Annotated in this window: 21 protein-coding genes; 11 read left to right on the plus strand and 10 right to left on the minus strand. The window is 61.6% G+C overall.

The features are described from left to right. The 7 genes from CD932_RS28715 to mpl all read right to left on the minus strand — a co-directional run. Nucleotides 1-2003, minus strand: a 2003-nt coding sequence (locus CD932_RS28715; RefSeq protein WP_176460901.1) for a DUF4347 domain-containing protein, incomplete at its 3' end; no start/stop codon positions are given. A gap of 33 nt (nucleotides 2004-2036) precedes the next feature. Beyond that, the gene (locus CD932_RS06725; protein ID WP_369679813.1) at nucleotides 2037-2825 is read right to left on the minus strand and encodes an efflux RND transporter periplasmic adaptor subunit; all 789 of its coding nucleotides are present in this window, start codon (nucleotides 2823-2825) and stop codon (nucleotides 2037-2039) included. Further along, nucleotides 2822-4336: a TolC family protein gene (locus CD932_RS06730; protein WP_094441953.1), complete on the minus strand. Its 1515-nt coding sequence runs from the start codon at nucleotides 4334-4336 to the stop codon at nucleotides 2822-2824. The genes CD932_RS06725 and CD932_RS06730 overlap by 4 nt, the downstream gene beginning before the upstream one ends. 303 nt (nucleotides 4337-4639) lie before the next feature. Further along, nucleotides 4640-6697 carry a ribonuclease catalytic domain-containing protein gene (locus tag CD932_RS06735; protein ID WP_094441954.1) on the minus strand — a complete coding sequence of 686 codons (2058 nt, stop codon included), beginning with the start codon at nucleotides 6695-6697 and terminating at the stop codon, nucleotides 4640-4642. A 2-nt stretch (nucleotides 6698-6699) separates the two neighbouring features. After that, nucleotides 6700-7305, minus strand: a complete 606-nt coding sequence (locus tag CD932_RS06740; RefSeq protein ID WP_094441955.1) for a chorismate lyase — start codon at nucleotides 7303-7305, stop codon at nucleotides 6700-6702. Next, nucleotides 7302-7886 (minus strand): YqiA/YcfP family alpha/beta fold hydrolase, encoded by a 585-nt coding sequence (locus CD932_RS06745; RefSeq protein WP_094441956.1) that lies wholly within the window; start codon nucleotides 7884-7886, stop codon nucleotides 7302-7304. The genes CD932_RS06740 and CD932_RS06745 overlap by 4 nt, the downstream gene beginning before the upstream one ends. Continuing rightward, nucleotides 7883-9271 carry a UDP-N-acetylmuramate:L-alanyl-gamma-D-glutamyl-meso-diaminopimelate ligase gene (mpl, locus tag CD932_RS06750; protein WP_094441957.1) on the minus strand — a complete coding sequence of 463 codons (1389 nt, stop codon included), beginning with the start codon at nucleotides 9269-9271 and terminating at the stop codon, nucleotides 7883-7885. The genes CD932_RS06745 and mpl overlap by 4 nt, the downstream gene beginning before the upstream one ends. A gap of 112 nt (nucleotides 9272-9383) precedes the next feature. Between mpl and CD932_RS06755 the strand changes: the two genes are divergently transcribed. The 8 genes from CD932_RS06755 to CD932_RS06790 all read left to right on the plus strand — a co-directional run bounded on the left by CD932_RS06755 (nucleotide 9384) and on the right by CD932_RS06790 (nucleotide 16351). Beyond that, entirely contained in the window at nucleotides 9384-10007 is a 624-nt protein-coding gene (locus tag CD932_RS06755) for a hypothetical protein (protein ID WP_094441958.1), read from the plus strand. A gap of 21 nt (nucleotides 10008-10028) precedes the next feature. Beyond that, nucleotides 10029-10580, plus strand: coding sequence for a TlpA disulfide reductase family protein (locus CD932_RS06760; protein WP_094441959.1), 552 nt, complete (start codon nucleotides 10029-10031; stop codon nucleotides 10578-10580). Nucleotides 10581-10663: 83 nt separating this feature from the next. Beyond that, nucleotides 10664-11101, plus strand: a complete 438-nt coding sequence (gene aroQ / locus CD932_RS06765) for a type II 3-dehydroquinate dehydratase (protein WP_094441960.1) — start codon at nucleotides 10664-10666, stop codon at nucleotides 11099-11101. A gap of 90 nt (nucleotides 11102-11191) precedes the next feature. After that, nucleotides 11192-11653: an acetyl-CoA carboxylase biotin carboxyl carrier protein gene (accB, locus tag CD932_RS06770; protein WP_094441961.1), complete on the plus strand. Its 462-nt coding sequence runs from the start codon at nucleotides 11192-11194 to the stop codon at nucleotides 11651-11653. A gap of 102 nt (nucleotides 11654-11755) precedes the next feature. Continuing rightward, nucleotides 11756-13183, plus strand: coding sequence for an acetyl-CoA carboxylase biotin carboxylase subunit (gene accC / locus CD932_RS06775; protein ID WP_094441962.1), 1428 nt, complete (start codon nucleotides 11756-11758; stop codon nucleotides 13181-13183). Further along, the gene (gene prmA / locus CD932_RS06780; protein WP_094441963.1) at nucleotides 13180-14124 is read left to right on the plus strand and encodes a 50S ribosomal protein L11 methyltransferase; all 945 of its coding nucleotides are present in this window, start codon (nucleotides 13180-13182) and stop codon (nucleotides 14122-14124) included. The genes accC and prmA overlap by 4 nt, the downstream gene beginning before the upstream one ends. Nucleotides 14125-14132: 8 nt before the next feature. Then, on the plus strand, nucleotides 14133-15401 hold the full coding sequence (locus CD932_RS06785) for a DUF3426 domain-containing protein (protein WP_094441964.1): 1269 nt from the start codon (nucleotides 14133-14135) through the stop codon (nucleotides 15399-15401). 11 nt (nucleotides 15402-15412) lie between these two features. Continuing rightward, a complete protein-coding gene (locus tag CD932_RS06790) occupies nucleotides 15413-16351 on the plus strand; it encodes a carbohydrate kinase family protein (protein ID WP_094441965.1) in 939 nt (312 codons plus the stop codon). 113 nt (nucleotides 16352-16464) lie between these two features. Here CD932_RS06790 and CD932_RS06795 read toward each other — a convergent pair whose 3' ends face one another. Together CD932_RS06795 and CD932_RS28720 are read right to left on the minus strand one after the other, a co-directional pair. Continuing rightward, entirely contained in the window at nucleotides 16465-16998 is a 534-nt protein-coding gene (locus tag CD932_RS06795) for a YggT family protein (RefSeq protein ID WP_254926491.1), read from the minus strand. Between the two features lie 83 nt (nucleotides 16999-17081). Next, nucleotides 17082-17438, minus strand: a complete 357-nt coding sequence (locus tag CD932_RS28720; protein WP_176460902.1) for a hypothetical protein — start codon at nucleotides 17436-17438, stop codon at nucleotides 17082-17084. A 28-nt stretch (nucleotides 17439-17466) separates the two neighbouring features. On the opposite strand from CD932_RS28720, the gene CD932_RS28725 reads away from it, so the two are divergent. The 3 genes from CD932_RS28725 (at nucleotide 17467) to CD932_RS06810 (ending at nucleotide 20320) form a co-directional block, all read left to right on the plus strand. Then, on the plus strand, nucleotides 17467-18228 hold the full coding sequence (locus CD932_RS28725) for a hypothetical protein (RefSeq protein ID WP_176460903.1): 762 nt from the start codon (nucleotides 17467-17469) through the stop codon (nucleotides 18226-18228). Nucleotides 18229-18896: 668 nt separating this feature from the next. After that, nucleotides 18897-19778 (plus strand): DMT family transporter, encoded by an 882-nt coding sequence (locus tag CD932_RS06805; RefSeq protein WP_094441968.1) that lies wholly within the window; start codon nucleotides 18897-18899, stop codon nucleotides 19776-19778. 161 nt (nucleotides 19779-19939) lie between these two features. Further along, nucleotides 19940-20320, plus strand: coding sequence for a hypothetical protein (locus CD932_RS06810; protein ID WP_094441969.1), 381 nt, complete (start codon nucleotides 19940-19942; stop codon nucleotides 20318-20320). A gap of 79 nt (nucleotides 20321-20399) precedes the next feature. Here the strand turns inward: CD932_RS06810 and CD932_RS06815 are convergent, their stop codons facing one another. Further along, nucleotides 20400-21551 carry a ribonucleotide-diphosphate reductase subunit beta gene (locus tag CD932_RS06815; RefSeq protein WP_094441970.1) on the minus strand — a complete coding sequence of 384 codons (1152 nt, stop codon included), beginning with the start codon at nucleotides 21549-21551 and terminating at the stop codon, nucleotides 20400-20402. Nucleotides 21552-21585: the final 34 nt, after the last annotated feature.

Raw genomic sequence — 21585 nt, forward strand, 5'->3', positions numbered from 1 at the left:
GCGCCGTTGTAGTTGGCCGCTGGCGTGTAGGTATAGGTGCCATTGGAGTTGACCACTACCGTGCCGTGTGCAGGATCGCTCGCCTTCGCGTAGGTGACGGCATCGCCATCGATATCGGTCGCTGCCGGCAGGCTGCCCGATTTGGCGATATCTTCCGCTGTCGTGAAGGCAGTGGCGGACGCGGTGGGCGCGTTATTGTCCTTAAAATCGAGCACGATATCGGCACGCGCAGCGCCGGTCACGGCGCTGGCAGCCAAGCCGCTGAACGCCCCAGCGCCGAAGGTGACGCCGAAGTTGCTGATGTCATTCGCGTTGGCGTGCGCGCTGGCGTTGCCGGTGAATCTCAAGGTGGCGGTGGTGGCGCTGGTGCGCGTCAATTCGGCTGTCAGGCCGGCTGGCAAATTATTGGAAAAAGTGACGCCGGACAGCAACGCGCCATCGCTGCCGCTGAACGTATTACTGCCGCTATTGGCGAGTGTAATGGTCGACGTCATCGTAAACGATCCATCATTGGCGGTCGCTTCGACGAAGTTGGTGGTGCTGTAGCTGAGCTTGGGTGCCGGGGTGTCAACGATGGTGGTAGAACCGGTCCATGGCTGTGTGATGCTGAAATCATACGCGAACTGCGCGAAACCACCGGCGCCATTCACACCCGACTTGATATTGATGGAACTGAGGGAATCGTAATACACCTTGACCCGGAAACCATCGGCATAAATATTGGGATTGGGTGCAGGACTGTTGGTCGTGTACACGAAGATGACCGAGCCGTCCGCCTGCACGGTCGGCACCAATTGGGTGGCGGTAGACAATTCATACCTGGAAAAGCCGCTGAAAACCTGATACTGGCGATCCGTACTATTGCCCGAGGTATCGATGTCATACGAGTTGATCGCCACCTTTTGCAAGGTCACCGCCGTGCCGGTGCCAGCGCCGGTGTAGGTGCCCGCCTTGTAGAAGGCGACCGTGAACGTGGCGCCGCCGCCAGCCGACGCCACGTTCAGGTTCGGCTGGAAATATTTGGTTTCAGTCGACGGCTTTCCACTGGCGTCATCATAGATGTCGATAGTGGCCCGGTCCACCGTGGTGGTCACGATCGCATCGATGGCCTGGCCGTTGATGGTAATGACATTGCCAAAGCGCATCACGTCGCCGGTCGATTTGCCACTGCCACTGCCGCTGACGCTGGTAGCGCCGTTGAAGTCCAGCGTCTGCCAGTTGGCGTCATACACGGTCTGCACCGCCAGTTCGCCCTGCCAGCCGGCGCGGTCCAGCGCCAGGGCGGCGGTTTCAATGGCACCATGCTGTGCTTCCAGGGTCCAGTTGCCATGGAAGGCGGCGGAACCTGTGATATCGGTCGAGGCGGCCACGTCGGCGTGGGTCAGTTCGGCCAGGCGGTCGACAAAGGCCAGGCCGGCCTTGCCTTCGGCCACGTCGCAACCATAGATCAGCAGATCGCCATTGGCCGTCAGCGACTGGCCCAGCTGCGCGAACTGGTCGCGGTACTGTTCGATATTGGCGCCTGAAATGGTGGCGCCCAGTTCGATCTGGCCGGCGGAGCCGTGCGTGACCAGGTGGATCGCATCGACCGGCGCATGGCCTTTCAGGGCCGCCAGCATTTGCTGCAAGCCGTCGCGGGTATGGTCGAGCACCACCACTTCAACGCCATCGCGCACGCCGGCCACCAGTTGCTGCAGATTGGTCACATTGTCTTCGATAAAGACGATTTCATGACGCGCCTGCTCGCCAGGCGCCACCACCGCCGCCGGCGCCTTGACCACGGCGGCGGCTTTTTCGGCGGCGGCGCGCTCGGCCGCTGCGTTGTCGGCTGCGGCGTGCTCGGCGGCCACCTTGGCGCCGACGGCGGTATCGACCGCCGCACCGTCAAACATGATGCGCTGTTCTAACACCAGCGGCGCCGGCATGCGGCGCTTGAGCGCGCGGCGGGCTGGTGCGGTTGGCGTGGTGGAAGCTTCAATGACGATGCGGTATGGATTTTTCATGGCGTATTTTTATCAGTAGTTTTTTGCGATGGATTATTTGCCTGTGGGCGGATTCAGGGCGACCCGCCCACTCATGCCTGCGATCAAATCGGGGAAGCGTCCATCGATGGCGGCCGACAGCTTGACCGACTGGCTGACCGGGTCGACGCGCGCGCCGATGCGCTGCACCTTGGCCGGATACGTCTTGCCCGTTTCATCGATCGCCACCTGGAAGGCGTAGCCTGGCTTGAGCCAGGCCAGCCAGCGCGACGGCACGATGAATTCAAGCTCCAGCGCGGAGTCATCGATAATTTCCAGCAAAGCCTGGCCGGGCTGCACGTATTGCTGCTCGCGCACCTTCTGCTCGGTCACGCGGCCGGAAAATGGCGCTTGCACGCTGCATTTGCCGATCACCGCCGCGCCATAGGCCAGTTCGGCCTTGGCCTTGCCCACTTCGGCTTCCGACACTTCCAGCTCGACCTTGCCGATCGAACGCAGCTCTTCCAGGCGGCGGTTGGCGTTATAGGTGTGCTCGGCCGCCGACAGCATGGCCTTGGCCTTTTCGCGCTGCGCCTGCTGCAGCGAGCAGTCGAGCGAAATCAGGGTCTGTCCGGCGCGGAAACTGCCGCCTTCGGTGACCGCGATGCGGCTGATCTTGGCGCCGACTTCGGCGGCGACGGTGGTGTAGCGGCGCGGCGCCAGCTGGGCGCGCACTTCCTGGCGCTCCATGGCCGCGCGTGGCGCAGCCGGCGCGGGCGCAGGCACCACCGACGGCGCCGCCAGCACCGGCGCGGCGACGGCCGCAACCAGCGCCGCCAGCAGCAAAGGCTTGACGTCCATCATTTGGCCACCGCCGGCGCCTGCACGCCCTTGTTCCAGCCAGCCATCGAAGCACCCACTTCGCGGGTCAACTGATCCAAAGGCATGTTGGAGACGCTGCCCAGCACCGGCTCCAGACCCAGGGTCGCTTGCACCTTGCTGGCCGACGCCTGCAGTTGCGCCAGCGACTGATAGCGGCGCAACAGGCTCAAAATGGCGGTGGTGCTGTTGGCAACCTGTTCCAGCTTGCCCTGCGTTTCAGCCGTGCCGCGATTCTTGATATGCATGGCGATCTTGGCGTCGGCCTGCCAGATTTCATCGGCGCGCGTATATTGCTTGTAAGCGATCTGGTATTGCAGGCGCGACAGGTGTACCTGCGTCAGCACCGTCATCTGCGCCGTGATGCGGCGCTGGTCGGCCAGTTTCACGCCGGCTTCGGCCAAGCGTTTTTGCGCCGGCCCCGAGAACAGATTGAACAGGTTGTACGACAGGTGCACGCCGGCGTCGTTCCAGCGGTTGTTGATCATGTAGCGGTCGCTGTCGTAGCGCAGGTTGTAATTGAACGACAGGTTCGGGAACAGGCGCAGCATGACACGGCGCGTTTCCTCGGTGGCGATGCGGGCGTTGTAAAACTGTTCGCGGATATCGGCGTTCTGCATCACCGCCAGTTCTTCCATGCGCTCGATGGGCATGTCGAGCAAGGCTGCATCGACTTGCGCGCCGGGATCGCTCACTTCCATGAGCTGGCTCAACGGCGCGTTGATCAGGTGCGCCAGTTCCACCCGGCCCGACGACAATTCCTGCTCGATGCTTTCAAGCAGGCGCAGGTTTTCCAGCAACTGGCGCTGGTAGCGCAGCGCGTCGACGGGCGAGCGCAGGCGCTCGGCTTCGGCCTTGCGTGCATCCTTCAGCGCCTCTTCGGCCAGGTCGATCGTTTCCTGTACTTCCACACGCAGCTTTTGCGCGCTGGCCATGCGCCAGAAAGCCGTGCGCACATCCTGGATCAGCACGTGCATGGCCTTGCGGCGGCGCTCGGCGGCGATATTGACGCGGTCGGCGGTCTGTTTGGCCGTGATGTAGCTCATGCCGAAATCCAGCGCATTCCAGGTCAGGCCCAGGTCGTCGGAGGAATGGTTGCGCGCGGATGAAATATAGGGATTGGCCAGCGAAGGCTTGCCGGTCACGGAATCGACGCTGCGCGTGATCAATTCCTGGTCGCGCGTGGTGTAACCGGCGTTGGCCATCAACTGCGGCAGCATGTCCCAGTTGGCGCTGTCAAGCTGGTTCATCGCCAGTGCCTCTTCCATCACGCGCGTGCGGCGCTCGAGGTTGTACTTCAGCGCCCGCGCGATCGCCTCATCCATGGTCAAGGCGCCCACCACCGGCGGCACGTTTTCCATCGCCTCCTGGCGATCCAGGGCGGTCTGGGTCGTCAGCTCGGTACTGGCCAACGGTTGTACTTGAACGGTGCCGCACGCCGTCAGCATGACGGTGACGCAAGCTGCTACAGCTTGGACGATGAATTTTTTTTGCATGGGATCTAGGCGGACAGAAGGGTTATCGATGGAGTTATTGATTTGCAACTACTATTTTTTATTTGGAGATATTGACCTTGGTCAATTATATTTTATGCAAACATTTCTGCCTAGACTCGAAGATGATATTTATGCAAATTTTCATATGAAAATTTCATTATCAATACATAAAATAACATTTACATATCAATACTGAAATACTTTCCTGTTTATCATATCAAATGGCGTTTTTCACCGACAATGGACGAAAAAAAACCCGGTTAACTACCCCGGGCATTGCTGCAGATTTATGTGACAGCGTTTTTATTTTGGCGCGGCTGGTTCTTCCGCCGTGACTTCGGCCATGTCTACCTCGGCGGCCGGATTGGCGGGCTCGACAGCATCGCCTTCGACTTCGGCGGCGGCCCCCTCTTCCTCCTCCTCATACTCGCCGGTCGCTGCGGCATCGTCGTCGCTGGCGGCGATTTCCAGCAGGCGCGCTTCGATGCTGAGATCGACTTCATCCCAGCGCAGCAAGTCCAGTTTCACTTGCGCGCCGCGCGCCACGGCCGGCATGCCCGGCAGCTTGATGACCAGCGGAATGTCGACCAGGCGCAGGATTTCGTCTTTCAGGACCACCGCATCGACCTGGCGCGCGTCTTCCTGCGCCAGCCAGCGCAAGCACCAGTAGCGTTCCATGTTCGACTGGAAGTCGCCGTAGGCGGCATAGGCCGCATCAAAGGCCGAGACGATGGCGAACAGATTGGCGTCGCGCGGCTTGAACGGGGCCACCAGCGGGGCGGTCACGCCATGCTCGGCGCAGGCGATGATCTGCCATTGATTGACCAGGTCGGTGTAACGGCGCAGCGGCGAGGTGCTCCACGCATATTGATCGACACCCAGGCCCTGGTGCGGCGCCGCATGGGTCACCATGCGCACCTGCATCTTGGCCGCCCAGCCATTGCCGGTGCCGCCACCTTGGCTGCGGTAGATGCCGGGCACGCCATGATCGTGCAGCATCTTGCCCCAGGTGCTGTTGGCAAAGATCATCAGTTCGGCGACGATCTTGTCGAGCGGCGCGCCACGCTTGCGGCGCACCACGCTGACGATATCGTTTTCCACATAGAAATTGAAATCGACACGGTTGTTCTGCTCGGGCTTCAGGCCAAACCCTTCGCGCTTTTTCATGCGGCCCTGTTCGAGCTGCTGCGCCCACTGCCACAGCACGGCAAAGTCGGCCTTGTGCGGATACTCGCCCTCGCCGCTGGCCAGGGTTTCCTCGTTGACCACGTCGTCGAGCTGGTTATGGCGCAGGTTGCTGGCGATCGGCACCAGCTCGGCGCGCGTTTCCGTGCTGACCACAGCCCAGTCGGCTTTCGGGTCCAGTGTGGCGTACAGCGACAGCGCCGGGCAGGTCGTTCCTTCAGCCAGGGTAAAGGCGTTGACGATTTCGTCGGGCAGCATGGTGATCTTGTCGCCCGGCATGTAGACGGTCGACATGCGCTGGCGCGCCATCTTGTCGATCGCGTCGTCCGGGCGTATGCCCAGGCCCGGCGCGGCGATATGGATGCCGACCTTGACGTTGCCGTCGGGCAAAGGCTGCACCGAGAAGGCATCGTCGATCTCGGTGGTGGTCACGTCATCGATGGAAAATGCGGCCACGTCGGCCAGCGGCAGCCTGGCGGTAACGGACGGCACCGGCACATTCGGAAAACCGGCGCCTTTCGGGAAGTTCTCAAACAAAAACTTCGACAAATGCAGCTCTTTCGGCGTGGCCACGCCGCCGGTGGCCAGCATCAAACGCGGCGCGCTGGTGTGCAATTCATTGCAGGCCGCTTCGAGCGCCTTGTATTCGATGGTGTTCTTGTCGGGCTTGAACAGCAGTTGCAGCACCATGGCCTGCATCGCGGCCGGCAAGCGGTTCTGCCGGAGCTCGTCCACATAGCCGGCCTGCACCAGCGCCTGCTGCTTTTTCTTTTCGATGCCGGCCAGCGCGGCCTTCAAGGACGCTTCCGGCGCGGCCTTGTAGTGGCCCCGGCCCTTCTTGTAGAAATACACGGGCGCCGAATGCAGCGACAAGATCAGGCCGGCCGCTTCAAACGGCAACGGCGCGTGGCCAAAGTATTCGGCACCCAGTTCGGCAAAGCCGAATTCCTCTTCGCCTGCTACTTCCCACAGGAAATCGAGGTCGATTTCGGCGGCGACGTTCCTGGCCTGCTCCAGCAGTTCGCCCGGCGCCGGCTTCTCATATTGCAACAGCACATCCTTGACCTTGACCTTGGTGCGCTTGCCGCTGGCCATTTCGACCTGGTATGCCTCGCCTGCCTGCGACAGGACCGTGCCGACCTTGAAATCGCCGGATTCTTCAAAAAATAGATTCATTATTATGCTTTATTGATTAATGTGTCAGTTGCAACGACAGGTGCCAGTTCCAGCACCGCCGGCAGAAATACTTCCGTGACCAGCAGCAAGCCCTGATGACGCCGATACAGGCAGCGGCGCGCAAAGAACAGCGCCTGTTCCGGCGCGGCCCGCCCCTCCAGCGCCAGTGCCGCTTGCGCCCGCCGCACCAATGGATGGCCGGCGCGCAGCCGCGCAAATTCCAGTCCACTGCGGCGCACCATGCGGTCGCCAAACAAGGTCGTGCCCAGCGAGCGTTCGCCCAGCCCTGAAAACAGCGGCCAGTCAGTGGCCGTGGCCTGCATCGGCACGACAGTATGGCCATATACCGCAGGCCTGTTATCACAGCGCAGCAGCACGTCGCGCTCCCACACCCTGCCCGCCCGGTGCAAGCCGATAATGGCCGCCTCGTCCGTCAAACAGCGTGCAGTTTCCTGATGCAAGCACTGCACGCGAAACGCGCGGCTGTGGGCTTTCAGCTTGGCCGTCAGCGAGCCGCCGGCCGCGAGCCAGTGGCGCATGGATGGCGGCGCATGGACGGCAGTCACATGCGCATGCCATTGCGCCTGCCGCAGCGAGCCCGGCCTCACTGACCCGCTTTCGTATCGATCCCGCAAAATTGCAGTACCGGCGCCAGATAGTCGGCAAACTCGCTGATGCCATGGTCGCTGCCGTTGATGATGGTCTGCCGCGCCCCTGCATAATGCGCCACCATGTGGCGGTAGTCGAGTACTTCGTCGCCGGTGGCGGCGATCAGGAAATAACGCTCGGGCTGGCTGACGGCCGGCACGGCAAAACCGCGCAATTCGTCAATATGGCCGCGCTTGAATTCGAACGGCTCGTCGGAATGAAACGCCGTCGTTACGCCCACATGCTGTTCCAGGTCCAGCAGCGGCACGATGGCGGGATTGAGCAGCACGGCGCGGCAACCCAGCTGTTCGGCCAGCCAGGTGGCGTAATAGCCGCCCAGCGACGAGCCGATAATGATCAGCTCCCGTGCTGGCACGTCCTTGACCAGCGACAAGGCCAGTTCGATCGCCAACTTCGGTGAAGCAGGCAGTTGCGGACACAGCCATTCCTGGCTGCGCCCCAGCGCCTGCATCCGCGCGGCCAGCAGGCGCGACTTCATCGACAGCGGCGACGAGCGAAATCCATGCAGGTACAGAATCATCGGCCCAGGGCCTCCAGCAATTTCTGGTGCACGCCGCCAAAGCCGCCATTGCTCATCACGATGATCTGGTCACCCGGGCGCGCCGCAGCGGCCACGGCCGCCACCAGCGCATCGATCTCTTCATAAGCGCTGGCAATCTTGCCCAGCGGCGCCAGCGCGTCAGCCAGGCTCCAGCCCAGCGCCTGCTGGCTGCCAAAACCAAATACCAGGTCGGCATCCTTCAGGCTGGCTGGCAGCGCATCCTTCATGGCGCCCAGCTTCATGGTGTTCGAGCGCGGTTCCAGCACGGCGAGGATGCGGCCGGTGTTGCCTGCGCTTTTACCTATTTTTTGGCGCAGCCCGCCCACGGTGGTGGCGATCGCCGTCGGATGGTGGGCAAAATCGTCGTAAACGGTAATATTGTCGACCACGCCGCGCACTTCCATGCGCCGCTTGACGCTCTCGAAGCTGGCCAGCGAAGCGCAGGCCTGGGCAATCGGCACGCCCACATGGCGCGCGCAAGCAATCGCCGCCAGCGCATTGCTGCGGTTGTGCTTGCCGGTGAGCGACCACGCCACATGGCCTTCCTGCCGGCCATTGAACAATACATCGAAACTGCCGTTGTCCTGTTCGGTCAACTGCCAGTTGGCGTCCTGGCCAAAACTTTCCTGTTCGCTCCAGCAGCCGCGCGCCAGCACGCGCTGCAACGATGCTTCATCGCGATTGACGATCAGCCGGCCGATACCGGGCACGGTGCGCACCAGATGGTGGAATTGGGTCTCGATGGCATGCAGATCGGGGAAGATATCGGCGTGATCGTATTCCAGGTTGTTCATCACGGCGGTTTTCGCGTGGTAATGGACAAACTTGCTGCGCTTGTCGAAAAACGCCGTGTCGTATTCATCGGCTTCGATCACGAAGAAGTCCGACTCCGCGCTTTTGCCGTCGATCGTGCCCGAGAGGCGCGCGGAAATGCCGAAGTTCATCGGCACGCCGCCGATCAGGAAGCCCGGCGCGTAGCCTGCGTCTTCCAGTATCCACGCCAGCATGGCCGACGTCGTCGTCTTGCCGTGCGTGCCGGCCACGGCCAGCACCCATTTGTTACGCAGGATATGTTCGCCTATCCATTGCGGGCCAGACACATACGGCAGGCTGCGGTTGAGGATTTCCTCGACCAGCGGGTTGCCGCGCGAGACGACATTACCGATCACATATAAATCCGGGTTCAGTTCGGTCTGCTTCGGGTCGAAACCCTGTATCAGTTCGATGCCCTGTGCTTCCAGCTGGGTACTCATCGGTGGGTAGACGTTGGCGTCGCAGCCGGTGACTTTATGGCCGGCTTCCTTGGCCAGGACAGCCAGGCCGCCCATGAAGGTACCGCAAATGCCGAGGATATGAATATGCATGTGATCAGTGCGTAAGACGCGCAAGGCGCGCTTGTTAATGTAAGGAACGAAGGTCAAGTATGGGATTTTAACCGACGCCATGGTTTTTTCCGCTTCAGAGTATGATCGGGGAATGACGACTGATGCTTTTGATGACAACCGGCAACTACGGCTGGAAATTGCCGCCGCCGCCGCCCGCCTGGTGGCGCAGGACGGCGCCGACTATGGCAGCGCCAAGCGCAAGGCGGCACGGCAAATCCTCGGCGACGCGCCGGGCGGGGCCAGTGTGCTGCCCGATAACGAACTGATCGAGGAGCAATTGCGCCTGTACAATGCGCTGTTCCTGGCCGACAGCCAGCCGGCGCGCCTGTTCCAGCTGCGCACGATCGCGCTGCAGGTCATGGAAGCGTTGCAGCAATTTCATCCACTGCTCAGCGGCCCCGTGCTCAACGGCACGGCCGGCCCCCACGATGAAATCTATCTGCAGCTGTTTGCCGAGAGCGCCAAGGACATCCATATTTTCCTGCTCAATAAAAACGTGGTGCTGGACATGTCGGAAACCCCGCATTTCAAGGGGCCGCGTTATGATGCTGTCGAGACCGCCAGTTTCCTGTGGAACAACGAAGGCGTACATGCGGCCATGTACGAACTCGACGACATGCGCGGCGCGCTCAAGCCCAGGGCGGACGGCAAAGTGCTGCGTACCGATATCGCCGGCCTGCGTACCTTGCTGAGCCAGTCCCAGGCAATATCATGAAAAACCTTTATTCAAATCAATATGACCAAAAAGAATATTATTGCCTGCACCATCGTCGCCCTGCTGTTCGGCGCCATGGGCGCTTATGTTGGCCTCAGCAAGAACAAGCAAGCGGCCGCGCCCGTGACCACCACCATGGCGCCTGGCGGCAGCAGCCCTGTCACTGAACTGTATGCGCTGTCGCTGCCGGACGCGGCCGGCGCCACGCAAGCCCTGTCTCAATGGAAAGGCAAGAACTTGCTGGTCAATTTCTGGGCGCCGTGGTGCCCGCCCTGCGTGCAGGAAATGCCGGAATTGTCGGCAATACAAGGTGACTTTGCCGGCAAAAACCTGCAGGTCATCGGCATCGGCATCGATTCTGCCAGCAATATTGCCGCCTTCGCCGAGAAGGTCAAGATCGCCTACCCCGTGTATGTCTCGGGCATGAGCGGCACCGACCTGTCGCGCCATTTCGGCAATACCACGGGCGGCTTGCCATTTACCGTGCTGATCGGCGCCGATGGCGAAGTCAAAAAGACCTATCTGGGCCGGCTGAAATTCGATCAATTGCGTGCCGACCTGGGAAAATTGTAAATTCGACAGCGTGCTTTTTTCTCTTGCCAATGCGTATCTTTGGCGGCAAAATGCGGAACTTTCGCTAAAACGGTCTTCCATACATGGCAAAAAACCTCCTTCTGCTCAACGGCCCCAACTTGAATTTGCTGGGGACGCGCGAGCCTGAGGTCTACGGTGCCAGCACCCTGGCCGATATCGAGCAGGCGGCGATGGCGCAAGCACTGGCGGCCGGCGCCGATCTGGTATGCTTCCAGAGTAACCATGAAGGTGCGCTGATCGACCGTATCCATGCCGCGCGAGCGGAAGGGGTAGACGCGATCATCATCAATCCGGGCGGCCTGACCCATACCAGCGTGGCCTTGCGCGATGCGCTGGCGGGGGTGGCCATCCCGTTTGTGGAAGTTCATATCTCGAATATTTACCAACGCGAAACGTTTCGTCATCACTCATTCCTGAGCGCGATCGCGCAAGGGACGATCTGCGGACTGGGTATCGATGGATATCGGTTTGCCATCGACTTTGCACTTAAAGAACGTTAATCTACGCGATCTGCACGCCATTAGCGCGGCAACGGGCTTTCGACCGCGCCGCACCACTTACAAAACAAATTACATTCCTAGGGGTTTTACATGGATCTACGAAAACTCAAGACCTTGATCGACCTGGTCGCCGAATCGGATATCGCAGAGCTGGAAGTGACCGAAGGCGAAAGCAAGGTTCGCATCGTCAAATCGTCGGCCATGCCGCAAAACCAGATGGTCATGATGCAGCCAGGCATGCAAGCCCCTTACCAAACCGCCCCGCAAGCGGCACCTGCGCCAGCCGCGGCGCCCGTCGTGGTGGCCGCCGAGCCTACCGGCTACGTGGTCAAGTCGCCGATGGTCGGCACCTTCTACCGTTCCTCCGCTCCTGGCAGCGCCGCGTACGTCGAAGTCGGTTCCACCGTCAAGGAAGGCGACACCCTGTGCATCATCGAAGCGATGAAGCTGTTGAATGAAATCGATACCGACAAAGCCGGCGTCGTCACCCAGATCCTGGTGGAAAACGGCCAGCCGGTCGAATTCGGCCAACCCCTGTTCGTGATCGGCTGACCCCCTGTCCACACGGCCGGCAACGGCCGTTTGCAGTTTCACGCCCCTCACACTTGTTGTTCCGCCGGCTAGCCGGCTCTCACAGACATACGCGAACCTACCATGTTTGAAAAAATCCTGATTGCCAACCGTGGTGAAATCGCCCTCCGTATTCAGCGCGCCTGCCGCGAAATGGGCATCAAAACGGTTGTAGTTCACTCTGAAGCCGACAAGGACGCGAAATACGTCAAGCTGGCCGACGAATCCGTTTGCATCGGGCCGGCACAGTCGGCCCTGAGCTACCTGAACATGCCGGCCATTATCAGCGCCGCTGAAGTGACGGACGCGCAAGCGATCCACCCTGGCTACGGCTTCCTGTCGGAAAACGCCGACTTCGCCGAACGCGTCGAAAAATCGGGCTTCGTCTTTATCGGCCCCCGTTCCGAATCGATCCGCCTGATGGGCGACAAGGTCTCGGCCAAGCAGACCATGATCAAGGCCGGCGTGCCGTGCGTGCCAGGCTCGGAAGGCGCGTTGCCGGACGATCCGAAAGCGATTGTGCAAATTGCGCGCAAGGTCGGCTACCCGGTCATCATCAAGGCGGCCGGTGGCGGTGGCGGACGCGGCATGCGCGTGGTACACACCGAAGCGGCCCTGATCAACGCCGTGGCGATGACCAAGACCGAAGCGGGCACCGCATTCGGCAACCCTGAAGTCTATATGGAGAAGTACCTGGAAAATCCGCGCCACGTGGAAATCCAGATCCTCGCCGACGAACACAAGAACGCCGTCTGGCTGGGCGAGCGCGACTGCTCGATGCAGCGCCGCCACCAGAAGGTGATCGAAGAAGCACCGGCGCCGGGCATCCCGCGCAAACTGATCGAAAAGATCGGCGACCGTTGCGCCGAGGCCTGCCGCAAGATCGGCTACCGCGGCGCCGGCACGTTTGAATTCCTGTACGAGAACGGCGAGTTCTATTTCATCGAAATGAACACCCGCGTGCAGGTCGAACACCCGGTCACCGAGATGATCACCGGCATCGATATCGTGCAGGAACAGATCCGCATCGCCGCCGGCGAAAAACTGCGTTTCCGCCAGCGCGACGTGCTGCTGTCGGGCCACGCCATCGAGTGCCGCATCAATGCCGAAGATCCGTTCAAATTTACGCCTTCGCCAGGCAAGATCGTGTCCTGGCACGCACCGGGCGGTCCCGGCATCCGCGTCGATTCGCATGCCTACGCCGGCTACTATGTACCGCCCCACTACGACTCGATGATCGGCAAAGTGATCGCTTACGGCGCTACGCGCGAGCAAGCGATACGCCGCATGCAGATCGCCCTGTCCGAAATGGTGGTCGAAGGCATCAACACCAATATCGCCCTGCACCGCGAACTGATGATCGATGCGCGCTTTATCGAAGGCGGCACCAACATCCATTACCTGGAACAGAAGCTGGCCGACATGCCGGACCTGGGCAAGCACATTCATGGCGACACCCCGAGCATCGCCAAGAAATCGGAAATCAAGGCGGACGCCAAGGCGGGAGCATGAGCTGGACTGAAATCGTCATTGAAATTGCGCGCGACAACGCCGAGGCCATGTCCGACGCCCTGATGGAAGCGGGCGCCCTGTCGGTGTCGGTGGAAGACGCCGACGAAGGCACCGAAGCCGAGCAGCCGCTGTTTGGCGAGCCCGGCATGGAGCCAAAGGAAGCGGCGTGGGAACGCAGCCGCGTGGTGGCGCTGACCGATGTCGACGCCGACCAGGCCGCCATCGTGGCGACCGCCGCAGCCGCTATCGGCATGGCCGGGGCGCCCGCGTTTACCGTGCGCGCCGTGGAAGAGCAGGATTGGGTGCGCCTGACGCAGTCGCAGTTCGCGCCCATCCACATCGGCAAGAACATCTGGGTCGTGCCGAGCTGGCACGAGGCACCGGACCCTGACGGCCTGATCCTGGAACTGGACCCGGGCCTGGCGTTCGGCACCGGCAGCCACCCGACCACGCGCCTGTGCATGGAATGGCTGGAAGCCCATCCGGCGCCCGGCAAGAGCGTGCTCGACTATGGCTGCGGCTCCGGCATCCTGGCCATGGTGGCCAAAAAACTGGGTGCGCAAGCGGTGGCCGGCGTCGATATCGACCCGCAGGCGATCGAATCGGCGCGCGACAATGCCGAGCGCAACCAGTGCGAGATCGAATACTTTCTGCCAGACACCTTTGCCACCTCGGCCCATGCCGCCGCCAGGTTCGATATCGTCGTCGCCAATATCCTGTCGAGCCCATTGAAACTGATGGCGCCGATGTTGTCGGGCCGTGTTGCCGACGGCGGCGCCTTGATTTTGTCGGGCGTGCTGGCGCGCCAGGCGGAAGAAGTGGCGGCCGCCTACGCCCCCTTCATTCAGCTTGGCGTATGGGCTGAGCAAGACGGCTGGGTAGCCCTGCACGGCCGCCTGGGTGCGTCCAGCGCTCCGGCGCCACGCGCGGAAGGTGCATAAGCACAGCAATGGCCCTCGCCACCAAATGCCCCCATTGCAACACGATATTTCGGGTCGCCGCTGACCAGTTGAAATTACGTGGGGGCATCGTGCGCTGTGGCACATGCAAGGAAGTATTTGACGGCAATGCCGCGCTGGTCGATCCGGACGCGGCATTGCTGCCATCGGCCTCCCCGGCCCCAGCGCCACTACCGGCCGCGCCATCGTTGCCGCCGGTGCTGGCGCTCGATATTCCCGAAGACACGCCTTCCTGCACCAGCGGCGATGAAGAGCCGCTCTATACGCTCGACTTCGACACCTCGTTCGATCCCTTCGGCATCCTGCCTGAAACGGCGCAACCGAAGGCCGACCAGGACGACGCGCGCGCCGCCGAAGAAGCAATCGAGCTCGACCTCGATATCGGCCAGGCGCCCCAATTCGCCGCCGAACCCGAACCTGAAGCCGAGCCGGAGCCTGCGCCGGCGATGGCCACGCCAGCCGTGCCGATGGCGCCCTTCCGCCGCCGCGAGATCGAGGAAGCACCCGCCTTTGTCACATATCTGCGCGACAGCCGGCTCGAGCCGAAGTTCGAGGCAGATGAAGCGGCACAAAAAACTGACATTGAACCGTATAAAGTCAGCCTGGACAAACCTGTGCAGCCGGCTCCGGCAGGCGCGCGCCAGGAACCAACGCTGACCGATCACTCCTTCGACCTGCCGCCAGGCAGCGCGCCGCCAGCTGCCGAGCTGCATGTGCTGGACGACTTGCCTCCGGTTGAAGAGCCCGCCTTCGTGACCCAGGGCCGGCGCCGCGAACAGAGCGGCAAGGCCCTGCGCGTGGCCATGCTGGCCGGTTCCATCGCCCTGTTGCTGTTGCTGCTGCTGCAAGTGATGACCACCTTCCGCAATCCGCTGGCCGCCCAGTTTCCGCAGTTCAAGCCGGCCCTGGCCGCACTGTGTTCGCTGAGCGGCTGCCAGGTCGAGCTGCCCGCGCAGATCGAAGCGCTGTCCATCGAACAAGGCGAATTGCAAACCCTGGCGCCGAACCGTTTTTCCTATGTATCGCAGCTGCGCAACCTGGGCCGCAGCGTGCAAGCCTGGCCGAACATCGAGCTGATCCTCAATGATGACGATGGCAAGCCGGTGCTGCGCCGCGTGGTTGCGCCACGCGACTATCTGCCGGCCGGCACCGATATCGGCAAAGGCTTCGCACCGCGCTCGGAACAGAACATCAAACTGTATTTCAGCTTGGACCGGCTTGCGGCATCCGGCTACCATATCGCCATCTTTTACCCTTGACTGACACTACCATGACCAAAACTTCATTGATCTGCGGCTCGCTCGCTACCGACACCATCATGCAATTCCCGGGCCGTTTCGGCGAATCGCTGCTGGCCGACCAGCTGCACAAGGTGAACGTTTCGTTCCTGGTGCCAACCATGCGCACCGAGTTCGGCGGCTGCTCCGGCAATATCGCCTACAGCCTGAAAATGCTGGGCGGCGATCCGCGCATCGTCGGCGTGATGGGCCAGGACAGCGCCGCCTACCTGGAGCGCCTGCAAAAGCTGGGCATTTCCACCGCCAATATCCTGATCAAGGCCGACAGCTACAACGCGCAGTGTTTTGTGACCGCCGACAGCGACAACAACCAGATCAACGCCTTCCACCCGGGCGCCATGTCGTTCGCGCATGAAAACCCGATCGCCAACGCCGGCCCGGCCCGCGTCGCCATCATTTCGCCGGACGGCGACCAGGGCATGCTCAAGCATGCCGCCGACCTGGCCGAACTGGGCATTCCCTTCATGTTCGATCCGGGCCAGCAATTGCCGATGTTCAATGGCGAGCAGTTGATCGACTTCATCAACAAAGCCACCTATGTGTCGGCCAACGATTATGAAATGGAAATGTTGATGGAGCGCACGGGCTTGACCCTGCAGGACATCGCCAGCCGCCTCGAAGCGCTGATCGTCACGCGCGGCGAAAAGGGTTCGGAGATTTATACGGATGGCAAGCGCATCGACATTCCTGCCGTCGCCGCCAAGGACGTATTGGACCCGACCGGCTGCGGCGACGCCTACCGCGCCGGCCTGCTGTTCGGCATCACCAACGACCTGGGCTGGGAAACCAGCGGCCGCCTGGCCAGCCTGCTGGGCGCCATCAAGATCGCCACCCAGGGCGCACAGAACCATGTATTTACGGCCGAGAGCATTGCCGATCAGTTTGAAGCGGCCTTCGGTTACCGTTATTAAACCCGCGAACCCGGTTAAGGCCGGGGTCAGCCCCCCACGCCCGTTGGCGCTGAGCTTTGCGCCAATGCTGACGAGGGTCTGACCCCAGTACTACCAGGCATTGCGTTGCAAGGCTATCCCATCACAAAAATCATCCCCACCAGCATCTGCGCAATCTGCAGCAGTATCAGCGCCACCAGCAGCGACAAATCGAGGCTCCCCACCAACGGCACGACCTTGCGGATCGGACGCAGCAGCGGCTCGTTCAGGGCGCGTACGAACGGTGCCAGCGGCGCATGCGGGTTGACCCAGCTGAAGATCGCTTCGATGATCAGGAGCGCCATGAAACCGTACAGTATCCATTGCAAAAAGCGCTGCAGGGCTTTGAGCAGGACCGCTTCGACTGGCAGGCCGGCGATAAACCAGACGCAGGTGGCCAGCAGCACGATCAGGAAGGCGCCGATCAGGCTGGCCCAGTCGTAGCCGCCCACGCCCGGCACAACGCGGCGCAGCGGGCGCACCAGCCAGTCGGTCAATTGAAAGGTGAATTGCGCCACCGACGACGGCGGACGCACGCGCACGGCCTGCATCCAGAAACGCAGCAGCAGAACGCCGCCCAGCAGCGTGGCAATGGTATCAACGATCAATGTAAGGATAGTGTTCAGCACAACAAATTCTCCAAAAAAAAACCGCTGTGTGATTGCGTCACACAGCGGCGTGTTGCCTCATGCAGGCACCCGATTCATCCAGCTTACGATGGGCGGGTGGTGCTGGTCGGGAACGGCCAGGCGGCGGCCGGCGCCAACACGGTTTTTGCTACCGGAGCGACAGGCGCCGCGGGCTTGACTGCTTCGGCTTTTTTCGGCGCGGCCTTTTTAGGCGCGGCCTTTTTCGCTGCGGCTGGCGCGGCGGCGGGTGCCGCCACTGGCGCCGCTACCGGTGCTGCCGCCGCTGCTGGCTTGGCCGCTGCTTTTGCCGCAGGCTTGGCTGCGGGTTTCGCCGCGACCTTGGCCGCTGGCTTGGCCGCTGCCGCTTTTACTGCTGGCTTGGCCGCTGGCGCTTTGACCGCTGCTGCTTTGACCGCAGGCTTGGCTGCAGGTTTCGCCACAGCCTTGGCTGCCGCTTTGACCGCTGGCTTGGCTGCCGCTTTGACCGCTGGCTTGGCTGCTGCTTTGACCGCTGGCTTGGCTGCTGCTTTTGCCGCTGGTGTTGCCACAGCCTTGGCTGCTGCTTTTGCCGCTGGCTTGGCCGCCGGTTTCGCCACAGCCTTGGCTGCAGGTTTCGCCGCTGCTTTTGCAGCAGGTTTGGCTGCCGCTGTAGCCACTGGTTTCGCTGCCGCCTTGGCCGCAGGTTTCGCCGCTGCTTTTGCGGCAGGCTTGGCTGCTGCTTTTACCGCTGGCTTGGCCGCAGGTTTTGCCACAGCCTTGGCTGCCGCTTTGGCCGCAGGCTTGGCCGCCGCTTTGGCTACTGGCTTGGCGGCTGGTTTGGCCGCTGCCTTCGCCGCAGGTTTGGCTGCCGCTTTCGCTGCGGGCTTGGCTGCCGGTTTTGCCGCCGCTTTGGCCGCTGGCTTGGCTGCTGCTTTTGCCACAGGTTTCGCTGCTGCCGCTGGCTTGGCTGCTGCTTTTGCCGCAGGTTTCGCTGCTGCCACTGGCTTGGCTACTGCTTTCGCCGCAGGTTTCGCTGCTGCCGCTTTCACGGCTGGCTTGGCGGCCGGTTTGACTACCGCCTTGGCTACCGCCTTGGCGGCAACGGGTTTGGCTGCGGCTTTGGCAGCAGGTTTGGCGACAACCGGTTTGGCTGCGGCGGCCGGCTTCTTCGCGGCAGGAGCAGCTTTTGCGGCTGGTTTCTTTACTTCTGATTTCTTAGCGGCTGTTGCCATTTGTCTCTCCTTCATCTGAGATGAGAAATTTAAGCTACAAGATTTAAACCCGTCCAACCCACCACAGGGATAGGCCAGGCGAATTATTCATCGGCACAAACGCTTGTTTGCGCTAATGAATTCGGCACCAGCTGAACTGCTGCAACTCCTCACGTTTGCAGCACTTCAGCCATCGTCGGTGCCACCGTGCTTTATCTCGCAGCTGGTGGCAAAGTCTGAATTCGGTTGTTTCGTTTTCGATGCCGTGCGTTTTTTCCGCTCCTCGCATCGCGCTCGCCGCCACCAGGAATCGTCAAATAAAAAACCGCCAAGCCTGAAAAAATTCGGGCACGGCGGCAGACGAAAACGGGGTGGTGTTGTGCATATCCGTGTAAATCTGTATCCCTGTTTTGCGAGCTTTTTCTGGCTTCGCGCTGGTCAAAAAACCCCGCATACTACCACTCGCATTTGCAATCTCCTAAAGTACACGAAAACCTTGTCGATGCGCAACCGGCACGATACGTTTTCGCGGGCTTTTTTACAGCGATACGCGCGCTAACGTACAAACGCGCGGCAAATGGCCAATTCCCCCTGCGCGCATGCCGATGCGCACGCGCACCGCGCGCCATCACCGATCAGGACAACCGTCTCCACAGGCCGGCGCAAACACCATAGAATGTCACCCTCTCTAGCCTGCCTCCATACACCATGTCGCGCCACGCTTCCTTCATTCCGATCCTGTCCATCCTGGGCGCAGTCACCGCACTGGGCATCGGCACCTCCTGGGCCAAGCACGCCCTGTTTCCGCTGGTCGGCGCGCAGGGCACGACGGCCGTGCGCGTCGGCTTTTCCGCCTTGCTGCTGCTGTTGTTCTGGCGTCCCTGGCGCTGGACCCTGAGCCGCCAGGACGCGCGCACGGTGGCCCTGTATGGCGCCGCGCTGGGCGCGATGAATTTGTGCTTCTACATGTCGCTGCGCACCATCCCCTTCGGCATCGCGGTGGCGATCGAGTTTGCCGGACCACTGTCCGTCGCCCTGCTCTCCTCGCGCCGCCCGCTCGACTTCCTCTGGGTGCTGCTGGCCGCCGCCGGCCTGGCGCTGCTGCTGCCGCTCGGTCATGACATGTCCACGCTGGACCCGGCCGGCATGATGTTCGCGCTGGCCGCCGCCGTCTTCTGGGCCACCTACGTCCTCTTCGGCAAGCGCGCCAGCCATCTGCATGCGGGCCATTCGGTGTCGCTGGGCTTGTTCGTGGCGGCGCTGGTGGTGGTGCCGGTCGGCGTGGCGCATGCCGGCAGCGCGCTGCTGTCACCGCAGCTACTGATCACGGGACTGGGCGTGGCGCTGATCTCGAGCGCGATTCCCATCTCGCTCGAGATGGTGGCGCTCAAACGCCTGTCGCCACAAGCCTTCGGCATCATGGCCAGCATGGAGCCGGCCGTGGCGGCCTTGCTGGCTTTGGCCCTGCTCAATGAATACCTGAGCGCCACCCAGTGGTTGGCCATCGCGCTGATCATGGCGGCATCGGTCGGCAGTTCGGTGACGGCGCAGCGCGGCAAGCGCGAGCCGGCGCTGCCCTTGCCAGGGTAGGAAAACGAGCAGGGACAGCCTGATTCAGTGTGCTACCGCACCGATCAGCAGCGGCAATGCGCCTACCATGGAGCCGTTGCCGAGTCGCCCGGATGCATCCGGGCGACATGCTTCTCCCCGCGGCGCTCATGCGTCCTCACGCATTCCCACGAAAGTACCCCATGTCATTGAATAACGCCGTCGTCTGGCTCGACCATGTCAAAGCCCATGTCATCCATTTCGACAAGGACGCTGCCGAATCCGAGTCGCTGAAAACCCACTCCACGCATCCGCACCCGCACGTCAAGCACGGCGACAGCCATGCCAGCGAAGACGACAACACGCGCTTCTACAACGAGATCGCGGCGACCCTGAAAGACAGCCAGCAAATCCTGGTGGTCGGACCGGCCGGCGAAAAGACCGCCTTTATGAAACACCTGACCGCCAACGCAACGGCCATCGCCGATAAAGTCAAGGCCGTGGAAACGGTCGATCACCCGTCCGACAGCCAGCTGCTGTCGTTTGCGCGCCAGCATTTCATCAGCGCCGGCGGCTTGCAGTAAAAATCAAAGCCCATGAAAAAACCCCGCCAGCTGGTTTCAGCTCGCGGGGTTTTTTTCAAGGTAAAGCAGCCTGTTTCAATTACTCCCAGTTCAACGCGCCACCGGTCTGGTATTCCGTCACGCGCGTTTCGAAGAAGTTGCGTTCCTTCTTCATGTCGATCATTTCGCTCATCCACGGGAAGGGGTTTTCCTCTTGCGCGAACAGCGGCTCGAGGCCGATCTGCTGGGCGCGGCGGTTGGCGATAAAGCGCAGGTAGCCCTTGAACATCGGCGCGTTCAGGCCCAGTACGCCGCGCGGCATGGTGTCTTCGGCATACGCATATTCCAGGTCGACGGCGCGCAGGAACAGCACCTTGATCTCTTCGCGGAACTCGGCCGTCCACAGCTGCGGGTTTTCCATTTTGATGGTGTTGATCAGGTCGATGCCGAAGTTGCAGTGCATCGACTCGTCGCGCAGGATGTACTGGTACTGCTCGGCCGCGCCCATCATCTTGTTCTGGCGGCCCAGCGCCAGGATCTGCGTGAAGCCGACGTAGAAGAACAAACCCTCCATCAGGCAGGCAAAGACGATCAGGGACTTGAGCAGCTTCTGGTCGTTTTCGGTGGTGCCGGTGGTAAACGCCGGGTCGGTCAGCATGTCGATGAACGGGATCAGGAATTCATCCTTGTCGCGGATCGACTTGACTTCGTTGTAGGCGTTGAAGATCTCGCCTTCGTCCAGGCCCAGGGACTCCACGATGTACTGGTAGGCGTGCGTGTGGATCGCTTCCTCGAAAGCCTGGCGCAGCAGGTACTGGCGGCACTCGGGGGCCGTGATGTGGCGGTAGGTGCCCAGCACGATGTTGTTGGCGGCCAGCGAGTCGGCGGTCACGAAAAAGCCCAGGTTGCGCTTGACCAGGCGGCGTTCGTCTTCCGTCAGGCCGTTCGGATTCTTCCACAGCTCGATATCGCGCTGCATGTTCACTTCCTGCGGCATCCAGTGGTTGGCGCAGCCGGCCAGGTATTTGTCCCATGCCCATTTGTACTTGAACGGCACCAGCTGGTTGACGTCGGTCTTGCCATTGATGATGCGCTTGTCGTCGGCGTTGACGCGGCGCGCCACCTGCTCGGCGTTCGCTTCGGACGGTTCGGCGCCGGCCGACAGGTTCAATTCGGTATTGCCCAGTGGCGCCTGCTGCGCCGGACGCGGCACTGCTGCCGTCGTGGTTTCATCATCCCAGGATAAGGACATAATTATTTCTCTCTTGAAATGCGGATATTCACAA

The sequence above is a fragment of the Janthinobacterium sp. PC23-8 genome, from assembly GCF_002250505.1.
In the GTDB taxonomy this organism is placed as follows: Bacteria; Pseudomonadota; Gammaproteobacteria; order Burkholderiales; family Burkholderiaceae_D; genus Janthinobacterium.

Excerpts from the sequence above, each read along its gene's own strand:
- CD932_RS06725 (WP_369679813.1), bottom strand. The coding sequence starts at position 2,825 with ATGATGGACGTCAAGCCTTTGCTGCTGGCGGCGCTGGTTGCGGCCGTC.
- CD932_RS06730 (WP_094441953.1), bottom strand. The coding sequence starts at position 4,336 with ATGCAAAAAAAATTCATCGTCCAAGCTGTAGCAGCTTGCGTCACCGTC.
- CD932_RS06735 (WP_094441954.1), bottom strand. The coding sequence starts at position 6,697 with ATGAATCTATTTTTTGAAGAATCCGGCGATTTCAAGGTCGGCACGGTC.
- CD932_RS06745 (WP_094441956.1), bottom strand. The coding sequence starts at position 7,886 with ATGATTCTGTACCTGCATGGATTTCGCTCGTCGCCGCTGTCGATGAAG.
- mpl (WP_094441957.1), bottom strand. The coding sequence starts at position 9,271 with ATGCATATTCATATCCTCGGCATTTGCGGTACCTTCATGGGCGGCCTG.
- CD932_RS06755 (WP_094441958.1), top strand. The coding sequence starts at position 9,384 with ATGACGACTGATGCTTTTGATGACAACCGGCAACTACGGCTGGAAATT.
- CD932_RS06760 (WP_094441959.1), top strand. The coding sequence starts at position 10,029 with ATGACCAAAAAGAATATTATTGCCTGCACCATCGTCGCCCTGCTGTTC.
- aroQ (WP_094441960.1), top strand. The coding sequence starts at position 10,664 with ATGGCAAAAAACCTCCTTCTGCTCAACGGCCCCAACTTGAATTTGCTG.
- accB (WP_094441961.1), top strand. The coding sequence starts at position 11,192 with ATGGATCTACGAAAACTCAAGACCTTGATCGACCTGGTCGCCGAATCG.
- accC (WP_094441962.1), top strand. The coding sequence starts at position 11,756 with ATGTTTGAAAAAATCCTGATTGCCAACCGTGGTGAAATCGCCCTCCGT.
- prmA (WP_094441963.1), top strand. The coding sequence starts at position 13,180 with ATGAGCTGGACTGAAATCGTCATTGAAATTGCGCGCGACAACGCCGAG.
- CD932_RS06785 (WP_094441964.1), top strand. The coding sequence starts at position 14,133 with ATGGCCCTCGCCACCAAATGCCCCCATTGCAACACGATATTTCGGGTC.
- CD932_RS06790 (WP_094441965.1), top strand. The coding sequence starts at position 15,413 with ATGACCAAAACTTCATTGATCTGCGGCTCGCTCGCTACCGACACCATC.
- CD932_RS06805 (WP_094441968.1), top strand. The coding sequence starts at position 18,897 with ATGTCGCGCCACGCTTCCTTCATTCCGATCCTGTCCATCCTGGGCGCA.
- CD932_RS06810 (WP_094441969.1), top strand. The coding sequence starts at position 19,940 with ATGTCATTGAATAACGCCGTCGTCTGGCTCGACCATGTCAAAGCCCAT.
- CD932_RS06815 (WP_094441970.1), bottom strand. The coding sequence starts at position 21,551 with ATGTCCTTATCCTGGGATGATGAAACCACGACGGCAGCAGTGCCGCGT.